12 protein-coding genes and 1 pseudogene are annotated in these 14,831 nt (G+C 71.4%); 7 read left to right on the top strand and 6 right to left on the bottom strand.

Translation table 11 applies throughout. The features are described 5' to 3' along the window. Window positions 1–83: 83 nt before the first annotated feature. Window positions 84–532 (top strand): annotated as a pseudogene (locus ACLQ24_RS18275) (transposase); the annotation flags it as partial. Between the two features lie 36 nt (window positions 533–568). Here the strand turns inward: ACLQ24_RS18275 and ACLQ24_RS18270 are convergent. Next, window positions 569–1,042 carry a hypothetical protein gene (locus ACLQ24_RS18270; protein WP_425892932.1) on the bottom strand — a complete coding sequence of 158 codons (474 nt, stop codon included), beginning with the start codon at window positions 1,040–1,042 and terminating at the stop codon, window positions 569–571. Between the two features lie 119 nt (window positions 1,043–1,161). On the opposite strand from ACLQ24_RS18270, the gene ACLQ24_RS18265 reads away from it, so the two are divergent. Beyond that, window positions 1,162–2,451 (top strand): MFS transporter, encoded by a 1,290-nt coding sequence (locus tag ACLQ24_RS18265; RefSeq protein ID WP_425892930.1) that lies wholly within the window; start codon window positions 1,162–1,164, stop codon window positions 2,449–2,451. A 244-nt stretch (window positions 2,452–2,695) separates the two neighbouring features. Here the strand turns inward: ACLQ24_RS18265 and ACLQ24_RS18260 are convergent, their stop codons facing one another. Then, window positions 2,696–4,426 carry a bifunctional metallophosphatase/5'-nucleotidase gene (locus ACLQ24_RS18260; RefSeq protein WP_425892929.1) on the bottom strand — a complete coding sequence of 577 codons (1,731 nt, stop codon included), beginning with the start codon at window positions 4,424–4,426 and terminating at the stop codon, window positions 2,696–2,698. Window positions 4,427–4,716: 290 nt separating this feature from the next. Beyond that, on the bottom strand, window positions 4,717–4,971 hold the full coding sequence (locus ACLQ24_RS18255; protein ID WP_425892928.1) for a hypothetical protein: 255 nt from the start codon (window positions 4,969–4,971) through the stop codon (window positions 4,717–4,719). 96 nt (window positions 4,972–5,067) lie between these two features. On the opposite strand from ACLQ24_RS18255, the gene ACLQ24_RS18250 reads away from it, so the two are divergent. Then, entirely contained in the window at window positions 5,068–6,477 is a 1,410-nt protein-coding gene (locus ACLQ24_RS18250) for a diguanylate cyclase (protein WP_425892927.1), read from the top strand. A gap of 33 nt (window positions 6,478–6,510) precedes the next feature. Here the strand turns inward: ACLQ24_RS18250 and ACLQ24_RS18245 are convergent, their stop codons facing one another. Beyond that, window positions 6,511–7,572, bottom strand: coding sequence for an aspartate-semialdehyde dehydrogenase (locus ACLQ24_RS18245; protein WP_425892926.1), 1,062 nt, complete (start codon window positions 7,570–7,572; stop codon window positions 6,511–6,513). A 5-nt stretch (window positions 7,573–7,577) separates the two neighbouring features. Then, window positions 7,578–8,843: an aspartate kinase gene (locus tag ACLQ24_RS18240; protein WP_425892925.1), complete on the bottom strand. Its 1,266-nt coding sequence runs from the start codon at window positions 8,841–8,843 to the stop codon at window positions 7,578–7,580. 267 nt (window positions 8,844–9,110) lie between these two features. Here ACLQ24_RS18240 and ACLQ24_RS18235 point away from each other — a divergent pair, with 267 nt between their 5' ends. Next, on the top strand, window positions 9,111–9,896 hold the full coding sequence (locus ACLQ24_RS18235; RefSeq protein ID WP_425892924.1) for a hypothetical protein: 786 nt from the start codon (window positions 9,111–9,113) through the stop codon (window positions 9,894–9,896). 85 nt (window positions 9,897–9,981) lie between these two features. Beyond that, complete coding sequence (locus ACLQ24_RS18230; protein WP_425892923.1) at window positions 9,982–10,512, top strand: nitroreductase family protein; 531 nt, start codon at window positions 9,982–9,984, stop codon at window positions 10,510–10,512. A 4-nt stretch (window positions 10,513–10,516) separates the two neighbouring features. Here the strand turns inward: ACLQ24_RS18230 and ACLQ24_RS18225 are convergent, their stop codons facing one another. Next, a complete protein-coding gene (locus ACLQ24_RS18225) occupies window positions 10,517–11,332 on the bottom strand; it encodes a MarR family transcriptional regulator (protein WP_425892922.1) in 816 nt (271 codons plus the stop codon). Window positions 11,333–11,411: 79 nt separating this feature from the next. Here ACLQ24_RS18225 and ACLQ24_RS18220 point away from each other — a divergent pair, with 79 nt between their 5' ends. Then, window positions 11,412–12,683 (top strand): MFS transporter, encoded by a 1,272-nt coding sequence (locus ACLQ24_RS18220; protein ID WP_425892921.1) that lies wholly within the window; start codon window positions 11,412–11,414, stop codon window positions 12,681–12,683. Between the two features lie 237 nt (window positions 12,684–12,920). Continuing rightward, complete coding sequence (gene leuA, locus ACLQ24_RS18215) at window positions 12,921–14,672, top strand: 2-isopropylmalate synthase (protein ID WP_425892920.1); 1,752 nt, start codon at window positions 12,921–12,923, stop codon at window positions 14,670–14,672. Window positions 14,673–14,831 lie beyond the last annotated feature (159 nt).

Raw genomic sequence — 14,831 nt, 5'->3', positions numbered from 1 at the left:
GGAGAAGAACAGAGGCGCTCTTGAGGAACTCGCCGCAGAGGTCATGAACTGCTGACCACACCCAAACGCATCGAGCAAAGTCGATCAAGGATCCGACTCCGCCTCGATGCGAGGCTAGGCCAGCCCCGGACACATGGAAGGCTAGGCGTGTGTCGGGGTCGGTCGTCAGGGTGACTACGACTTGCGGGAGATCGTGAACGCGATCTTCTACCAGAACCGGACCCGTTGTCAGTGGGCGTACCTGCCGCACGACCTGCCGCCGAAGTCGGCTACCTACTACTACTTCGCCCCGTGGCGTGACGACGGCACTGACCAGGTGATCCATGATCTGCTGCGCTGTCAGGCACGGGAGAAGGTCGGTCGTCGGGAGGGTCCGAGCGCGGTCGTGTTGGACACCCAGTCGATCAGGGCGGCGAACCACGTCCCGGCCGTGACGAGCGGCAAAGACGCGGCGAAGAAGGTGTCGGGGCGAAAGCGGGGTTTGGCCGTGGACGCGTTGGGGCTGGTCATCGCGGTCGTGGTGACCGCGGCCCATCGCCCCCAGCGGGCTGCGAGCGCACGCGTGCCTTCAGTCGTGCCGCTCGGTGCGCTCGATCTCGGTGAACGCGGCGGCCAGGTAGTCGTCCAACGGCGCACCGGTCACCGCCAGCAGATCGGCGACGAGCAGCGGGGCGTGCCGGGCCAGGGCGGACGCGTTCGGAGGCGAGTCGTCCGTCTCGGGGTCGTACACCCCCAGAGCGCCGGCCAACAGTACGAGTACCACGTGCGGATCGACATCCGGATGCCAGCGCGTCGAGTCCTGCACGCAGCGTGCCAGCACCTGGCGGATGTCGTCGCCGGCCAACCCGTCCGGGTGGCTCTCCTCCAGCAGGAGTCGGACCACCGTTCCGAGCACCAGACCGGACCTCTGGTCGACCGCCAGGTCGGCGACCGCCTTCTCGTACGCCTGACCGTCGCGGGCCTGGGCGGCGGCGACGGCTGCCGTGGCGGTCACCGCGATGGCGCGGGCGGAAGCGGGCAGGTGTCGCCAGGTGCCGGTCATCGGGCCAGCATCGCAGACCGGGCCGACACCGACGCTCGTCGTGGCGTTGGTCACCGGGCGCCCCGGCTTTCTCCAAAACGGTTCGCGCGACGTCACACCCACCGCACAGAATGCCGGACATGCTGCGCCGCGCCCTACCTCGCCGTCCAGAAGCACGCCGGATGCTCGCCGGCACCCTGCTGTCGGCGATCGGGCGAGGGCTGACCCTGCCGTTCCTGTTCATCTACCTGACCGACGTGCGGGGACTCACCGACACCCGCGCCGGTCTGGTGATCGGCTGGTATGGCGTCGTCACCCTGGCGCTGTCGCCGCTGGGTGGGACGCTGATCGACCGGTTCGGCGCACGCTGGGTGGTGGTGCCGTGCCTGGTGATCGAGGCGATCGGGACCGGTTCGTTGGCGCTCGTCCACTCGACCGGTTCGGCCCTGCTCGTGATGACGGTGATCGCCATCGGTAGTTCGGCGATCTGGTCCGGGCAGAACACGATCCTCGCGTCGCTCACCGACGACGGCGAGCGGCAGAGGGTCTTCGGGCTGAACTTCGCGCTGCTCAACCTCGGTATCGGCATCGGCGGTATGACCTCCGGGGCGATCGTCGACACGGCGCGACCCGCCAGCTTCCAGACGATCTACCTGCTGGATGCGGTCAGCTACCTGATGCCGGCCCTGATCCTGCTGACCCTGCCGGGGATCGGCCACCGACTCGGCCACCGCTCAGCCGGCACCGGGCCGTCGAACGGCGGCTACCTGACCGTGCTGCGGGACCGTCCGTTCCGCCGGCTCGTGATCTTCGGCCTGGTGCTCACCACCTGCGGGTACGCCCAGGTCGAGGTCGGCTTCGCCGCGTACGCCGTCCGAGTCGCCGAGGTGAGTCCCCGGGTGGTCGCCTGGGCGCTCGCGGCCAACACGGTGATGATCGTGCTCGCTCAGTTGCTGGTCATCCGTCGGATCGAGGGGCGCAGCCGCACCGGCGCGCTCGCCGTGGTCGGGGCGGTGTTCGCCACCGCCTGGCTGGTCCTCGGCGTCGCTGGCGTGGTCAGCACCGGCAGCGCCCTGGTGGCCGCCCTGTGTGTGGTGGCCTGCTCGGCGATCTTCGGTTTCGGCGAGACGCTGCTGTCGCCGGTGATGCCCGCGCTGACCAACGCCCTGGCCACCGACGAGCTGCGCGGCAGGTACAACGCCATGAGTTCGATGATCTTCGGCATCAGCGGTGTGATCGGTCCGGTGACCGCCGGCCCGCTCATCGGCGCGGCGGACGGCATGGTCTGGGTGGCGGTGGTCGTCGGCGGCTGCCTGGCCGCCTCGCTCATCGCGCTCTCGCTGCGCCGACTACTCACCGTCGACCAGGACGGCCGCGCGACGGTCGCCCCGCCCACGCCGACGCCAACGCCGGCACCCACCCCCGCTTGACCCGCACCCTCCTCCCGCCTGACCCGCGCCCTCGCCCCGCCGGGCCCGCACCCTCCTCCCGCCTGACCCGCGCCCTCGCCCCGCCGGGCCCGCACCCTCCTCCCGCCTGACCCGCACCCTCGCCCCGCCGACGCCGCGCCCCACTCCCGCCTGACCCGCACCCTCGCCCCGCCGACGCCGCGCCCCACTCCCGCCGACGCGGAGCGGGTGCTCCGGGGCCCGATCGTGGTGGGGTCGTCGTCCGTCAGGCGGCGGAGACCTCGGCGGTGGTGCGGATGCGGTCGAGCGTCGGGGCCGAGACCGGCGACTGCGCGGTCAGGTACGCCACGAACGCGTCGAGGTCGATCTGGCCGGTGACCTGGTTGGTGCCGCCGGTGAGGGCGCTGAAGCCGTCGCCGCCCCCGGCGAGGAAGTTGTTCACCGTCACCCGGTAGGTGGCGGCGGTGTCGACGGTGGTGCCGCCGATGGTGAGGCTTCCCCGGACCACCCGGGTGCCGGCACACGGGTCCGCCGTGGGGGCGGTGGCACCGTCGAGGTCGACCACGTAGCCCACGGTCGAGGACGGGTACAGCACCCGACCGGTCACGAACTGCTGCTCCAGTACGCAGTAGAGCTGCGCGCCGGTCAGATCCAGCGTCACGAGGTTGTTGGCGAACGGCTGCACCGTGAACGCCTCCTCGTAGGTGACCGGACCGGCGTCCAGGTTGGCGCGTACCCCGCCCGGGTTCATGAAGGCGGCGACCGCGTTCTGCTCGTCGTCGGTGGCGGCGAGCTGCGCGTCGGCTATCAGGTTGCCAAGCGGCGACTCGCCGCACGAGGCCGGTACCGCTGCCGAGCAGGTGTCGAGCAGGTTCTCCTGCGTCTTCGTGATCGCGGTGGTGGTCTCGCCGACCTGGCGGCCGGCGACCGGGCCGAGGACCGTCTTGTACCTGTCGATCAGGGCGGTCTGCTTCGGGTCCTTGGCGACGTCGCGGGTGACCACGACGTTGTTCGCGGAGGCCGAGAGCACGTCCCCGGAGTGGCGGTCGATCTTCAGGTCGATGTCGGTGACCAGGCGGCCGAACGAGCTGGCGCTGGTGACCAGCTTGCCGTTGATGTTGCAGTTGTACGCCTGGTGGGTGTGGCCGCTGACCACCACGTCGATCGACGGGTCCATGCGGTTGGCGATGTCCACGATGGGCCCGGTCATGCCGACGCAGTCGTTGATGCCGCCGGTCGCGGCTTGGGCGCCGCCCTCGTGCAGCAGCACGACGATCGTCTGCACGCCCTTGCGGCGCAGCTCACGGGCGTACCGGTTGGCGGTCTCCGCCTCGTCGGCGAAGGTGAGACCCGCGACGCCCTGCTGGCTGACGATCTCCGGGGTGCCCTCCAGGGTCATCCCGATGAAGCCGACCTTGACGCCCTGCACCTTGTGGATCGCGTACGGCGCCATGAGCGGCTTGCCGGTGGCGGTCTTGAAGGCGTTCGCGGACAGGTACTGGAAGCCGGCCCCCCGGTAGGGGGTGCCGTCGGCGCAGCCGTCCACCGGGTGGCAGCCGCCGTTCTGGATGCGCAGCAGCTCGGCGGCGCCCTCGTCGAACTCGTGGTTGCCGACGCTGGCGTAGTCCAGCCCGGCCATGCTCAGCGCCTCGATGGTCGGCTCGTCGTGGAACGCCGCAGAGAGCAGCGGCGACGCGCCGATCAGGTCGCCGGCGGCGACGGTGATGGTGTTCTTCTTCTTGGCGGCGGCGCGCAGCTCGGCCAGGTGGGTCGCCAGGTATTCGACGCCGCCCGCGGTCTGCCCGGCGATGGTGCCGTTGCTCCCGCTCGGCGGGGGTTCGAGGTTGCCGTGGAAGTCGTTGAGTGCCAGCAGGGTGACGTCGACCGGCTTCGGTCGCGCGTCGGCCTGCTCTCCGGTGGTGGCGACCGCGCCGAGCGCTGCCACCGCGAGCGCGGTCAGGCCGACAGCGGCCCGACGCATCCCGGGTCTGGACATGGAACTCCTTGTGAGAATCGACGCGTACGGTGCCCGGACTGGGGGTCGACCGGGCAGCCGACCGACACTGTCGGGAGGTCGGTCGCGGTTGGCGGCGGTTCGAGATCGCCGCCCGCTCGACAGCCTCTCATCCGGACGCCGGTCGGTCGAGTCGAGCAGCGGATCGGGGCCGACGTGCCGGGAAGCCCGTCAGAGCTGCGCATATGCTCGCTCCCAGGTTGTGCCGACATGGCGAACAGTCGATGACCGGTCGCGGAACATCGCCCGGCCGGACGTCCTGAGAGGGCGGATCACCCGATCCCGACGAGCGCTTCGGCGACCAGGGTCGTGACCGCGTCGGGCGGCCAGCCGCCCGCGACTCCGGGACGCCGCGTCAGGTAGTCGATGATCCGCTCGGCCGGCCAGCCGTGTGACTCGTGCAGCCCGCGGGCGATCATGCCCAGGTAGGTCGGTGCCGGTGGCCGGTGCAGCAGGAAGGCCGTTGGCTCGGCGACCCAGCCGATCACCTCGTATCGCCCGCCGCCACTGCCCACAGCCCTGTCCACAGCCTGTGGATAGCACATGTGTACGAAGCGACGGGGGCACTCCGCAAACGTGAGTACGCTTGATCGAACCCCTCCCCTACCTGGAACGACGTGCGAGTGGATCATCTGCGAATCATCCGTGACGTCACCGTCCGCCTCTTGATGGCGTCGAGCGCGCCGGAAGCCTGTCGGTGGACGGTCAGCGCACTGTCCCACCACACCCCGGCCACCATCTCGGTGCTGCTCGAGGCCCACGACCGGCTGCGCTGCGTGGCGGCGGCCGGCGCGTGGCAGGTCTTCGCGACCGTACCGGCCCGCACCGGGATCGTCGGCCGGGTGTACGCCTCCGGCACCGCCGCCGTGGTCCCGGACGTCACCGTCGACCCGGACTACCTCCCGGTACGCCCCGATGTGACGTCCGAACTGTGCGTGCCGGTACGCGACCCGGCCGGCCGGGTGCTCGGCGTACTGGACCTGCAGTGGAGTGACCCGGTCGACCTGCCGCCGTGGCGGGAGACCGCGCAGCGGCTGGCGGCCCACCTCGGCGCTCGGATCGCCACGTTGGGTGGCCCTCCGTGGGAGAGCCGCAGCGAGGCGTTGCTCCGGCACGCCGCGGCGCTGTCCGCCGCCCCGACCGAGGCGGCCGTGATCAGCGCGGCGACCGACGCCGCCCGGGAGGTTTCCACCCTCTCCACCGCGGTGTTGTTGGTCGGCGGTCAACTCGGCCCGTCCCCGGCGACGCCGGGTGACCTGGAGACCCGCATCCGCGCCGAGCTGGCCGGGGCGGGCCCGGCCGCCCTGGAGAGGATGGTCGACCGGGCACACCGGTACGGCGCCGGGTACACGCTGGGCGAGGCCGGGCATCCCCCGACCGAGGACTACCATCCGCTGACCCAGGCGGGGGTACGCACGCTGGTCGCCGTGCCGGTCGGGCCGGCCGACGCCGGTGGGGTGCTGCTGGTCGCCGACGAACGCGCGCTGCACCCGGACCCGACCACGGTCAGCCTGATGGAGTTGCTCGCCGGGCAGGCGTGGACCAGCCTGGACCGGCTGCGTACGCTCGCCCGGCTACGGGAACAGGCCAGCTCGGACCCTCTGACCGGGCTGCGGCACACCGGCCCCTTCGGGCAGCGGATCGCGGCGGCCACCCCGGGGCGGACGGCTCTGCTGGCGATCGACGTGGACGGCTTCAAGACCGTCAACGACACGTACGGTCACCAGGCGGGCGACCAGGTGCTGGTCGGGCTGGCCCGGGCGCTGGAGGGCGCGCTGCGGCACGGCGACGAGTTGTACCGGATCGGCGGTGACGAGTTCGTCGCGGTGATCGAGGTGAGCCGCCCGGAGGAGGCGGTCCGGATCGCCGAACGGTTGGCCGAGGCGGCCCGCCGTACCGGCCGCACGATCAGCGTGGGCGTCGCCCTGCCAAGACCCGGCGAGACCCCCGACCGCACCCTGAAGAGAGCCGACCAGGCCCTGTACGCGGTGAAACGCCAGGGCCGCGACGGCGTACACCTGTCGGCGGCCTAACCCGCCCGGGGGGAGCGGCGACAGCGGGCGGGGTTACGGGGTGCGGAGTTCTTTGGCCAGGAGTTCGGCGATCTGGGCGGTGTTGAGGGCGGCGCCCTTGCGGAGGTTGTCGCCGGTGACGAAGAAGTCGAGGGCTCGGGGGTCGTCCAGGGCGCGGCGGATCCGGCCGACCCAGCTCGGGTCGGTGCCGACAGCGTCGATCGGCATCGGGAACTCACCGGCCGCGGGGTCGTCGACCAGGATCACGCCGGGCGCGTTGCGCAGCGCCTCGCGGGCACCCTCGGCGTCGACCTCGGTAGCGAAGACCGCGTGCACGGCCACCGAGTGGGCGGTGACCACCGGCACCCGGACGCAGGTGGCGCTGACCTTGAGGTCGGGCAGGCCGAGGATCTTCCGTGACTCGTTGCGGATCTTCATCTCTTCGGAGGACCAGCCTCCGTCGGCCGACGAGCCCGCCCATGGCACCACGTTGAGCGCCAGTGGCGCCGGGAACGGGCCGAGGTCGTCGCCGACCGCCTGGCGGACGTCGCCGGCACGCGAGCCGAGCGCCCGGTCTCCGGCGACCTTGGCGAGCTGGTCGTGCAGGATGTCCACGCCGGCCTGGCCCGCGCCGGAGACCGCCTGGTAGGAGGCGAGCACCAGTTCGCGCAGGCCGTACTCGCGGTGCAGCGGTGCGACCGCGATGATCATCGCGAGGGTGGTGCAGTTGGCGTTCGCGATGATGCCCCGGGGCCGGTCACGGACCTGCTCGGGGTTGATCTCCGGAACGACCAGCGGGACGTCCCGGTCCATCCGGAAGGCCCCGGAGTTGTCCACCGCGATCGCCCCTCGGGAGACCGCGATCGGGGCCCATTCTGCGGAGACCTCGTCGGGCACGTCGAACATCGCCACGTCGACCCCGTCGAACGCCTCCGGGGTCAGCGCCTGGACGACGATCTCCTCGCCCCGGCAGCGCACCCGTTTCCCGACCGACCGTTCGGAGGCGAGGAACCGGATCTCGCCCCAGACGTTGCGACGCCCGGTGAGCAGCTCACACATCACGGTGCCGACGGCACCGGTCGCTCCGACCACGGCGAGGGTGGGCAGCGCCGTCATCGGCGCTACCTACCCGTCCCGGCGTAGACCACGGCTTCGGTGTCGCTGCCCAGCTCGAACTGGTCGTGGATGGCGCGGACCGCGGCGTCGAGGTCGGTGTCCCGACAGACGACGGAGACCCGGATCTCGGAGGTGGAGATCATCTCGATGTTGACCCCGGCGGCGCCGAGCGCGGCGAAGAAGCCGGCGGCGACGCCCGGGTGCGAGCGCATGCCGGCGCCGATCAGCGAGACCTTGCCGACGTGGTCGTCGTAGAGCAGGCCCTTGAACTTGACCGGCTCCTGGATCTTGCTGAGCGCGGCCATCGCGGTCGGGCCGTCGGCCTTGGGAAGGGTGAACGAGATGTCCGTGCGGCCGGTGCCCTCGGTGGAGACGTTCTGCACGATCATGTCGATGTTGATCTCGGCACCGGCGACGGTGTCGAAGATCCGCGCGGCGGCACCCGGCTCGTCGGGCACGCCGACGATCGTGATCTTAGCCTCGCTGCGGTCGTGCGCGACCCCGGTGATCAGTGCCTGCTCCACGGAAAGGTCCTCCATCGATCCGGTGACCATCGTGCCGGTGTTGGTCGAGTATGACGAACGGACGTGGATCGGCAACCCCGCTCGGCGGGCGTATTCCACGCTACGCAGGTGCAGCACCTTCGCGCCGCAGGCCGCCAGCTCCAACATCTCCTCATAGGTGATGTCCCTGATGTGCCGGGCGTTGGGCACGATCCGCGGGTCGGCGGTGAAGATGCCGTCCACGTCGGTGTAGATCTCGCAGACGTCGGCGTGCAGGGCGGCGGCGAGCGCCACGGCGGTGGTGTCCGAACCACCCCGACCCAGCGTGGTGACGTCCTTGGTGTCCTGCGAGACGCCCTGGAAGCCGGCCACGATGACCACCGAACCCTCGTCGAGCGCGCCCTTGAGCCGCCCGGGGGTGACGTCGATGATCCGGGCCCGGCCGTGCACCGAGGTGGTGATCACGCCGGCCTGCGAGCCGGTGAACGAGCGGGCCTCGTACCCCAGGTTGTGGATGGCCATGGCCAGCAGGGCCATGGAGATCCGCTCCCCGGCGGTGAGCAGCATGTCCAGCTCGCGGCCCGGCGGCAGCGGGCTGACCTGGTTGGCCAGGTCGAGCAGCTCGTCGGTGGTGTCACCCATCGCGGAGACCACCACCACCACGTCGTCGCCGGCCTTGCGGGCGGCGACGATGCGCTCGGCCACCCGCTTGATCCGCTCGGCGTTGGCGACGGAGGACCCGCCGTACTTCTGCACCACGAGTGCCACGACGGTGCACTCCCTCCCAGCGACCCTGAGCGTGCCGACGCCGCCGGAACCGGGGCCGGCGGCGCGTGTCAGACCCCTTGAGGGTATCCGGCGGGTCACGGCGGCGGGTCGGGTGATCCCACCATCCGGCCCGCGCGGCCGTCCGGCCGACGCGGGTGGCCAGGTCCGCGAGGGCCGGGGGTACGCGGACAAGCCGCCCCGACACGCCGGGAGGCGCCGCCTGTGCGCCGTTGCCCGCAGGTCGCCCGCACCCACCAGAATGAGCCGATGTCCGTCCTCCTCCGCTCGGCCGGCCGCGTGCTCGGGCCGCTCGTGCTCGCCCTGCCGGCAGTCCTGGTCGCCTGCGACAGCGCGCAGCCCCCACCCCCGCCACTGGCCGATCCCGGTCCCGTCGAGGTGGACGGCACCCGCGACGAGCTGGCCGCGCTGGCCGCTGCCGCGCAGGATCGTCATCTGGTGGCGCAGTACGTGTTCGGCCGGAGTGGCCAACCGGACCGCACCATCGTGTTCACCAGCGCCAACGACGGCAGTTGGCGGGTCGACGTCCCGGGTGGGGCACTCGGCGGCACCGCCGACGTCTCGCTGGCCGCCACCTCCGACGGGCTGTTCCAGTGCGCCCTGCCCTCGACGGGCCACCCGGAGCCGGCGCGCTGCGTACGCCTCGGCGAACGCGACGACGCCATCCCGCGCCGGCTGGACCCCCGCGTCCAGCATCCGCTCACCGACTGGCTGGACGTGCTGACCGACCGGCGGGCGCCGCTCGCGGTGGCCCTGGCCGCCACGCCCAAGGGCCTCACCGGTGCCTGCTACTCGGTGGACTCCACCTCCGCCTCGCTCAACGCGCCGCTGGACGTCGGCATCTACTGCTACGACCCGGACGGCACGCCGACCGGTGTCCGGACCGAGGCCGGGACGCTGCGGCTGGCCGCCCCGCCGGGCGCGGCACCCGCCACCGTGCAGTTGGCCGGGCCGGTGGTGGACGCGGAACCGCTGGACACCGCGGCCCCGCCGACTCCCGACCCGTCACTCAGCCCGAGCGCGGGAACGCCGTGATCGTCGTACCGTTACGGGTGCTCTTGCCCACATCTCAACAACCCGGCCCGGGGCCACTAATCGCCCATAGGGGACGATTCTCGGCATGGCTGACCTGACCCCACTCCTCGCCTTCCGCTGGAGCCCCCGGGCTTTCGACCCGAGCGCCAGGCTGACCACCGAGGAGGCGGCCTCGCTGCTGGAGGCCGCGCGGTGGGCGCCGTCGACGGACAACGGGCAGCCCTGGCGGTTCGCCCTCGGCCACCGGGACGACGAGAACTTCAAGCGCATCCTGATCAACCTCCCGGACGACGACCAGGGCTGGGCCCGACACGCCGCGACCCTGGTGGTCGGCGCGCACACCGGGGGCGACGCCGAGCGGGCCGCGTACGACCTCGGCCAGGCGATCGCCCACCTGACCCTCCAGGCCACCGCCCTCGGCCTGCACGTCCGTCAGCTCACCCGCTTCGACCGGGCCGGCCTCGCCACCGAATTCGACCTCCCGGGCGGTGTCCGACCGCTGGTGGTCGCCGCCGTCGGGCGACTCGGTGACCCGTTCGCTCTGCCGGCCGAGCTGCGCGCCAGCGAGACCGGTCTGCGGCACCGCCGCCCGGTCGCCGACCTGCTGCTCGCCTGACTTCTCAGCCGCCCCGGCTGGCCCGGAGCAGCACCGCCGCCGCATCGGTGTTGCGGTAGAGGACGTGCCGACCCTGCCGAGACCTGTCGACCAGGCCGGCGGCGTGCAGCGCGGTCAGGTGCGCGGAGACGTTCCCGGCCGACATCCCGGTGCGTCGGGCCAGGTCGGTGGTGGTGGTCGCGGTGTCGAGCAGGTGCAGTAGCGCGGCCCGGCCGGAGCCGATCACCCGTGCCAGCGGGTCGTCGCTGACCACCCGGTCGCCGAGCCAGCGCAGGCTCGGGTGGAGCTGTTCGAAGAACCGACCGGCGCCGCTCTCGGCGAGCTGGGCGGCCCGGTACGCCACGTCGGCGTCGAGCAGCGCCCGCATCCGCTGCCAGTCCGGGGCGATCGCCTCGTCGTACCAGACCCGCAACGCGTCGACGAGCTGCGGCAGCAGCCCACGGGGGTCGGCGAGCAGCGCCTGCCCGAACGGGCTCAGCGGCCGGCGCGCGGTGGTCGACAGCAGGTCCTGGACCACCACGGCCGGCGGCGTCTTGGCGATCTGGTCGAGCTGGTCGGCTATCTCCACGTTCGGTCGGGCCGCCGGGGTGATGAAGTCGGGCAACGGGCAACCCCGCCAGGTCAGCTCCACCAGCGGCCGGACCCGGGCGGCGACCTCGGGACGACGCAGCGTCACCCGGGCCCGGTCGATCCAGGGCAGGTGCACCGCGTAGCGGACCGGGCTGGCCAGCGCCCACATGCTCATGACCGTCTCGTTGACCGGCGACACGGCGAGTCGGACCCCCGCCACGTCGGCAAGGCTGAACCGCAACTCGGACACGTGCCCTCCCCGGGAGCAGGATTCGGCCCAGCCTAAAAGGCTCGACCGATGTCGTGGGAATCCGGTTCACTTCCCGGCCATGGGGGCCAGAGAGAACATCCGTATCGCCGTGGCAAACGTCGTACCGCCGGCCGGGTTGACCCGCGCGCTGGCCGTGCAGGCCATGGTCTACGCCGTCGGCAGCGGTCTGTTCCACGCCGGCAGCGCCGTCTTCTTCACCCGGGCACTGGGGCTCAGCGCCGCGCAGGTCGGGCTGGGCCTGTCCATCGCGGCGGGGGTGTCGCTGCTCGGCACGGTGCCGCTGGGCGGGCTCACCGACCGGTACGGACCGCAGCGGGTCTGGGTGGTCGGGCTGGTGCTGGACGCGGCGCTCTTCGCGTCGTACCCGTTCGTGGGCGGCTTCGCGAGCTTCCTCGCCGTGGTGGTGGCGTTGGCGGCGGTGGACGCGTCGACAGGCGTGGCCCGTCAGGTCTACTCGATCAACGCGCTCCCCCCGGCCGATCGGGTCACGGCGATGGCGTACCAGCGTTCGTCGTTGAACGTCGGTTTCGGGCTGGGCGCGGTGATCAGCGGCCTGGTGCTGGCGGTGGACACGATCGAGGCGTACCGCGCGATGGTCTGGTTCATCGCGACCGTGATCCTGGTGACGGCCCTGTTCGTACGGCGACTGCCCCGGCTGCCGCAGGTGGCCAGGCCGGCGAAGCCGATGGGTCGGCTCGCCGTGCTGCGGGACCGGCCGTTCATGACGGTCTCCCTGCTGTCCGGGCTGCTCACCGCGCACGGGGTGCTCTACCTGACGGTCCTGCCGCTCTGGATCCTCACCCACACCGACGCCCCGAAGACGGTGATCGCCGCTCTGGTGCTGCTCAACACGGTCCTGATCGTGCTCCTCCAGGTACGCGTCAGCCGGGGCGCCGACACCGCTGCGGGCGCGGCGCGGGCCTCCCGTCGTGGGGGCCTGCTGATCGCCGTGTCCTGTCTGGTCCTGCCGATCTCCGGGTTCACCCGGGGGTCGCTCACCGTCGCGGTGCTGGTGGCCGCCGCGACGCTGCTGATCCTGGCCGAGCTGATCCAGTCGGCGGGCGCCTGGGGGCTCACCGCCGCCCTGCCGCCGGACGACCAACGCGGCGCGTACGTGGGGGCGCTGCGGCTCGGCGAGCAGGTGCAGTACCTGATCGCGCCGGCCGGGTTGACCGCGCTCGGGGTGAGCACCGGCGGCTGGGGTTGGTTACCGACGGCAGCGATCTTCGTACTGGTCGCAGTGGCGATCGTGCCCGTCGTGGCCTGGGCCGAACGGACGCCGAGGCTGGGTTCCCAGGCCCCGGAGCCGACGATGACATCGATCCCATAGTCCGGACCAGCCTTTGCGCCCTCCGTCCCATCACGTAGGGTGACCTGGTCATGTGGCAGGCGCTTCTCCTCCTTAGCCGCCGCGACGAGGCCTGACCGGCCGGCACCTCGTCGCGGAGTCGCATCGCGCCGTCCAGCACATCTGAGTTTCCTCTCGGCACCGCCGCGCATCGTCGCCCGGCATCTCGCCGACACCTTCCGATCTGCTGACGCCACATGTTCCAGGGAGCACTCCGAGATGGCTCAACCCGTCACCGACGCCGAAACCGATCCGATCGCCCGGCAACGCCCCAGCCGGATGCCGTACCACCGCTACCAGCCCTACCAGGAGCAGTTCCGGATCGACCTGCCGGACCGCACCTGGCCCACCCGCACCGTCGATGCCGCGCCGCGCTGGTGCGCGGTGGATCTGCGCGACGGCAACCAGGCGCTGATCGACCCGATGTCGCCCGAGCGCAAGCGGCGGATGTTCCAGCTGCTGGTGCAGATGGGCTACAAGGAGATCGAGGTCGGCTTCCCGTCGGCCAGCCAGACCGACTTCGACTTCGTCCGGCAGCTCATCGAGCAGGACATGATCCCGGACGACGTCACCATCCAGGTGCTCACCCAGTGCCGGGAGCACCTGATCAACCGGACGTTCGAGTCGCTGCGCGGCGCGAAGCGCGCCATCGTGCACTTCTACAACTCGACCTCCACGCTTCAGCGGCGGGTGGTCTTCGGCCTGGAGCGGGACGGCATCGCCGACATCGCCACCACGGGTGCGCGGCTCTGCCAGAAGTACGCGGAGATCCACACCCCGGACACCGAGATCTTCTACGAGTACTCCCCGGAGTCGTACACGGGCACCGAGCTGGCGTACGCGCTGGAGGTCTGCTCCCGGGTCATCGACGTGATCGACCCGACGCCGGACCGCCCGCTGATCATCAACCTGCCGGCCACCGTCGAGATGGCCACGCCGAACGTGTACGCCGACTCGATCGAGTGGATGCACCGGCACCTGCCGCGCCGCGACAGCGTGGTGCTGAGCCTGCACCCGCACAACGACCGGGGCACCGGCGTGGCCGCGGCCGAGCTGGGCCTGCTGGCGGGCGCGGACCGCATCGAGGGCTGCCTGTTCGGCAACGGTGAGCGCACCGGGAACGTCGACCTGGTGACGCTGGGGCTCAACCTCTTCTCCCAGGGCATCGACCCGATGATCGACTTCTCGAACATCGACGAGATCCGCCGGGCCGTCGAGTACTGCAACCAACTGCCGGTGCACGAGCGCCACCCGTACGCGGGCGACCTGGTCTACACCGCCTTCTCCGGCTCCCACCAGGACGCCATCAAGAAGGGCTTCGACGCTCTGGCCGCCGACGCGAAGGCGGCCGGCGTGCCCATGGACGAGCACACCTGGGCGGTGCCGTACCTGCCGATCGACCCGAAGGACCTGGGCCGCACCTACGAGGCGGTCATCCGGGTCAACTCGCAGTCCGGCAAGGGCGGCGTCGCGTACATCATGAAGAGCGAGCACCAGCTCGACCTACCGCGCCGACTCCAGATCGAGTTCTCCGGGGTCGTGCAGCAGGTCACCGACCACGACGGCGGCGAGGTCGACCCGACCGCCATGTGGGAGATCTTCGCGACGCACTACCTGCTCGACCACCAGCCGGACCCCGCGGTGCGGTTGGCCGGCTACACGATCGGCACCGCCGACGGCAAGGTCGAGATCGAGGCCCAGGTCGGTGTCGGCGGCGAGCGGCACTCGCTCACCGCGGTCGGCAACGGCCCCATCGACGCGTACGTCAACGCGCTCCAGGCGGTCGGCGTGGCCGTACGGGTGCTCGACTACCACGAGCACGCGCTGTCCTCCGGCGGTGACGCGCAGGCGGCCGCGTACGTGGAGTGCGAGGTGGACAGTCGGACGGTGTGGGGTGTCGGTACCGACCCCAACATCGTGACGGCCTCGATCAAGGCGGTCACCAGCGCCGTCAACCGCGCCCGCCGCTGACGCAGACGCAGACGTAGACGTAGACGTAGACGTAGACGTAGACGTAGACGTAGACGTAGACGTAGACGTAGACGTAGACGTAGACGTAGACGCAGACGCAGACGCAGACGCAGACGCAGACGCAGACGCAGACGCAGACGCAGACGCAGACGCAGACGC

It is taken from the genome of Micromonospora sp. DT4 (assembly GCF_049841675.1).
Taxonomy (GTDB): domain Bacteria; phylum Actinomycetota; class Actinomycetes; order Mycobacteriales; family Micromonosporaceae; genus Micromonospora.
Note: the sequence above shows the minus strand (reverse complement) of the source record. Positions and strands in the feature narration are given on the sequence as shown.

What these genes read in the sequence shown, in the direction of transcription:
- ACLQ24_RS18265 (WP_425892930.1), top strand. Translation starts at nt 1,162, where the DNA reads ATGCTGCGCCGCGCCCTACCTCGCCGTCCAGAAGCACGCCGGATGCTC.
- ACLQ24_RS18245 (WP_425892926.1), bottom strand. Translation starts at nt 7,572, where the DNA reads ATGACGGCGCTGCCCACCCTCGCCGTGGTCGGAGCGACCGGTGCCGTC.
- ACLQ24_RS18260 (WP_425892929.1), bottom strand. Translation starts at nt 4,426, where the DNA reads ATGTCCAGACCCGGGATGCGTCGGGCCGCTGTCGGCCTGACCGCGCTC.
- ACLQ24_RS18235 (WP_425892924.1), top strand. Translation starts at nt 9,111, where the DNA reads ATGTCCGTCCTCCTCCGCTCGGCCGGCCGCGTGCTCGGGCCGCTCGTG.
- leuA (WP_425892920.1), top strand. Translation starts at nt 12,921, where the DNA reads ATGGCTCAACCCGTCACCGACGCCGAAACCGATCCGATCGCCCGGCAA.
- ACLQ24_RS18270 (WP_425892932.1), bottom strand. Translation starts at nt 1,042, where the DNA reads ATGACCGGCACCTGGCGACACCTGCCCGCTTCCGCCCGCGCCATCGCG.
- ACLQ24_RS18220 (WP_425892921.1), top strand. Translation starts at nt 11,412, where the DNA reads ATGGGGGCCAGAGAGAACATCCGTATCGCCGTGGCAAACGTCGTACCG.
- ACLQ24_RS18230 (WP_425892923.1), top strand. Translation starts at nt 9,982, where the DNA reads ATGGCTGACCTGACCCCACTCCTCGCCTTCCGCTGGAGCCCCCGGGCT.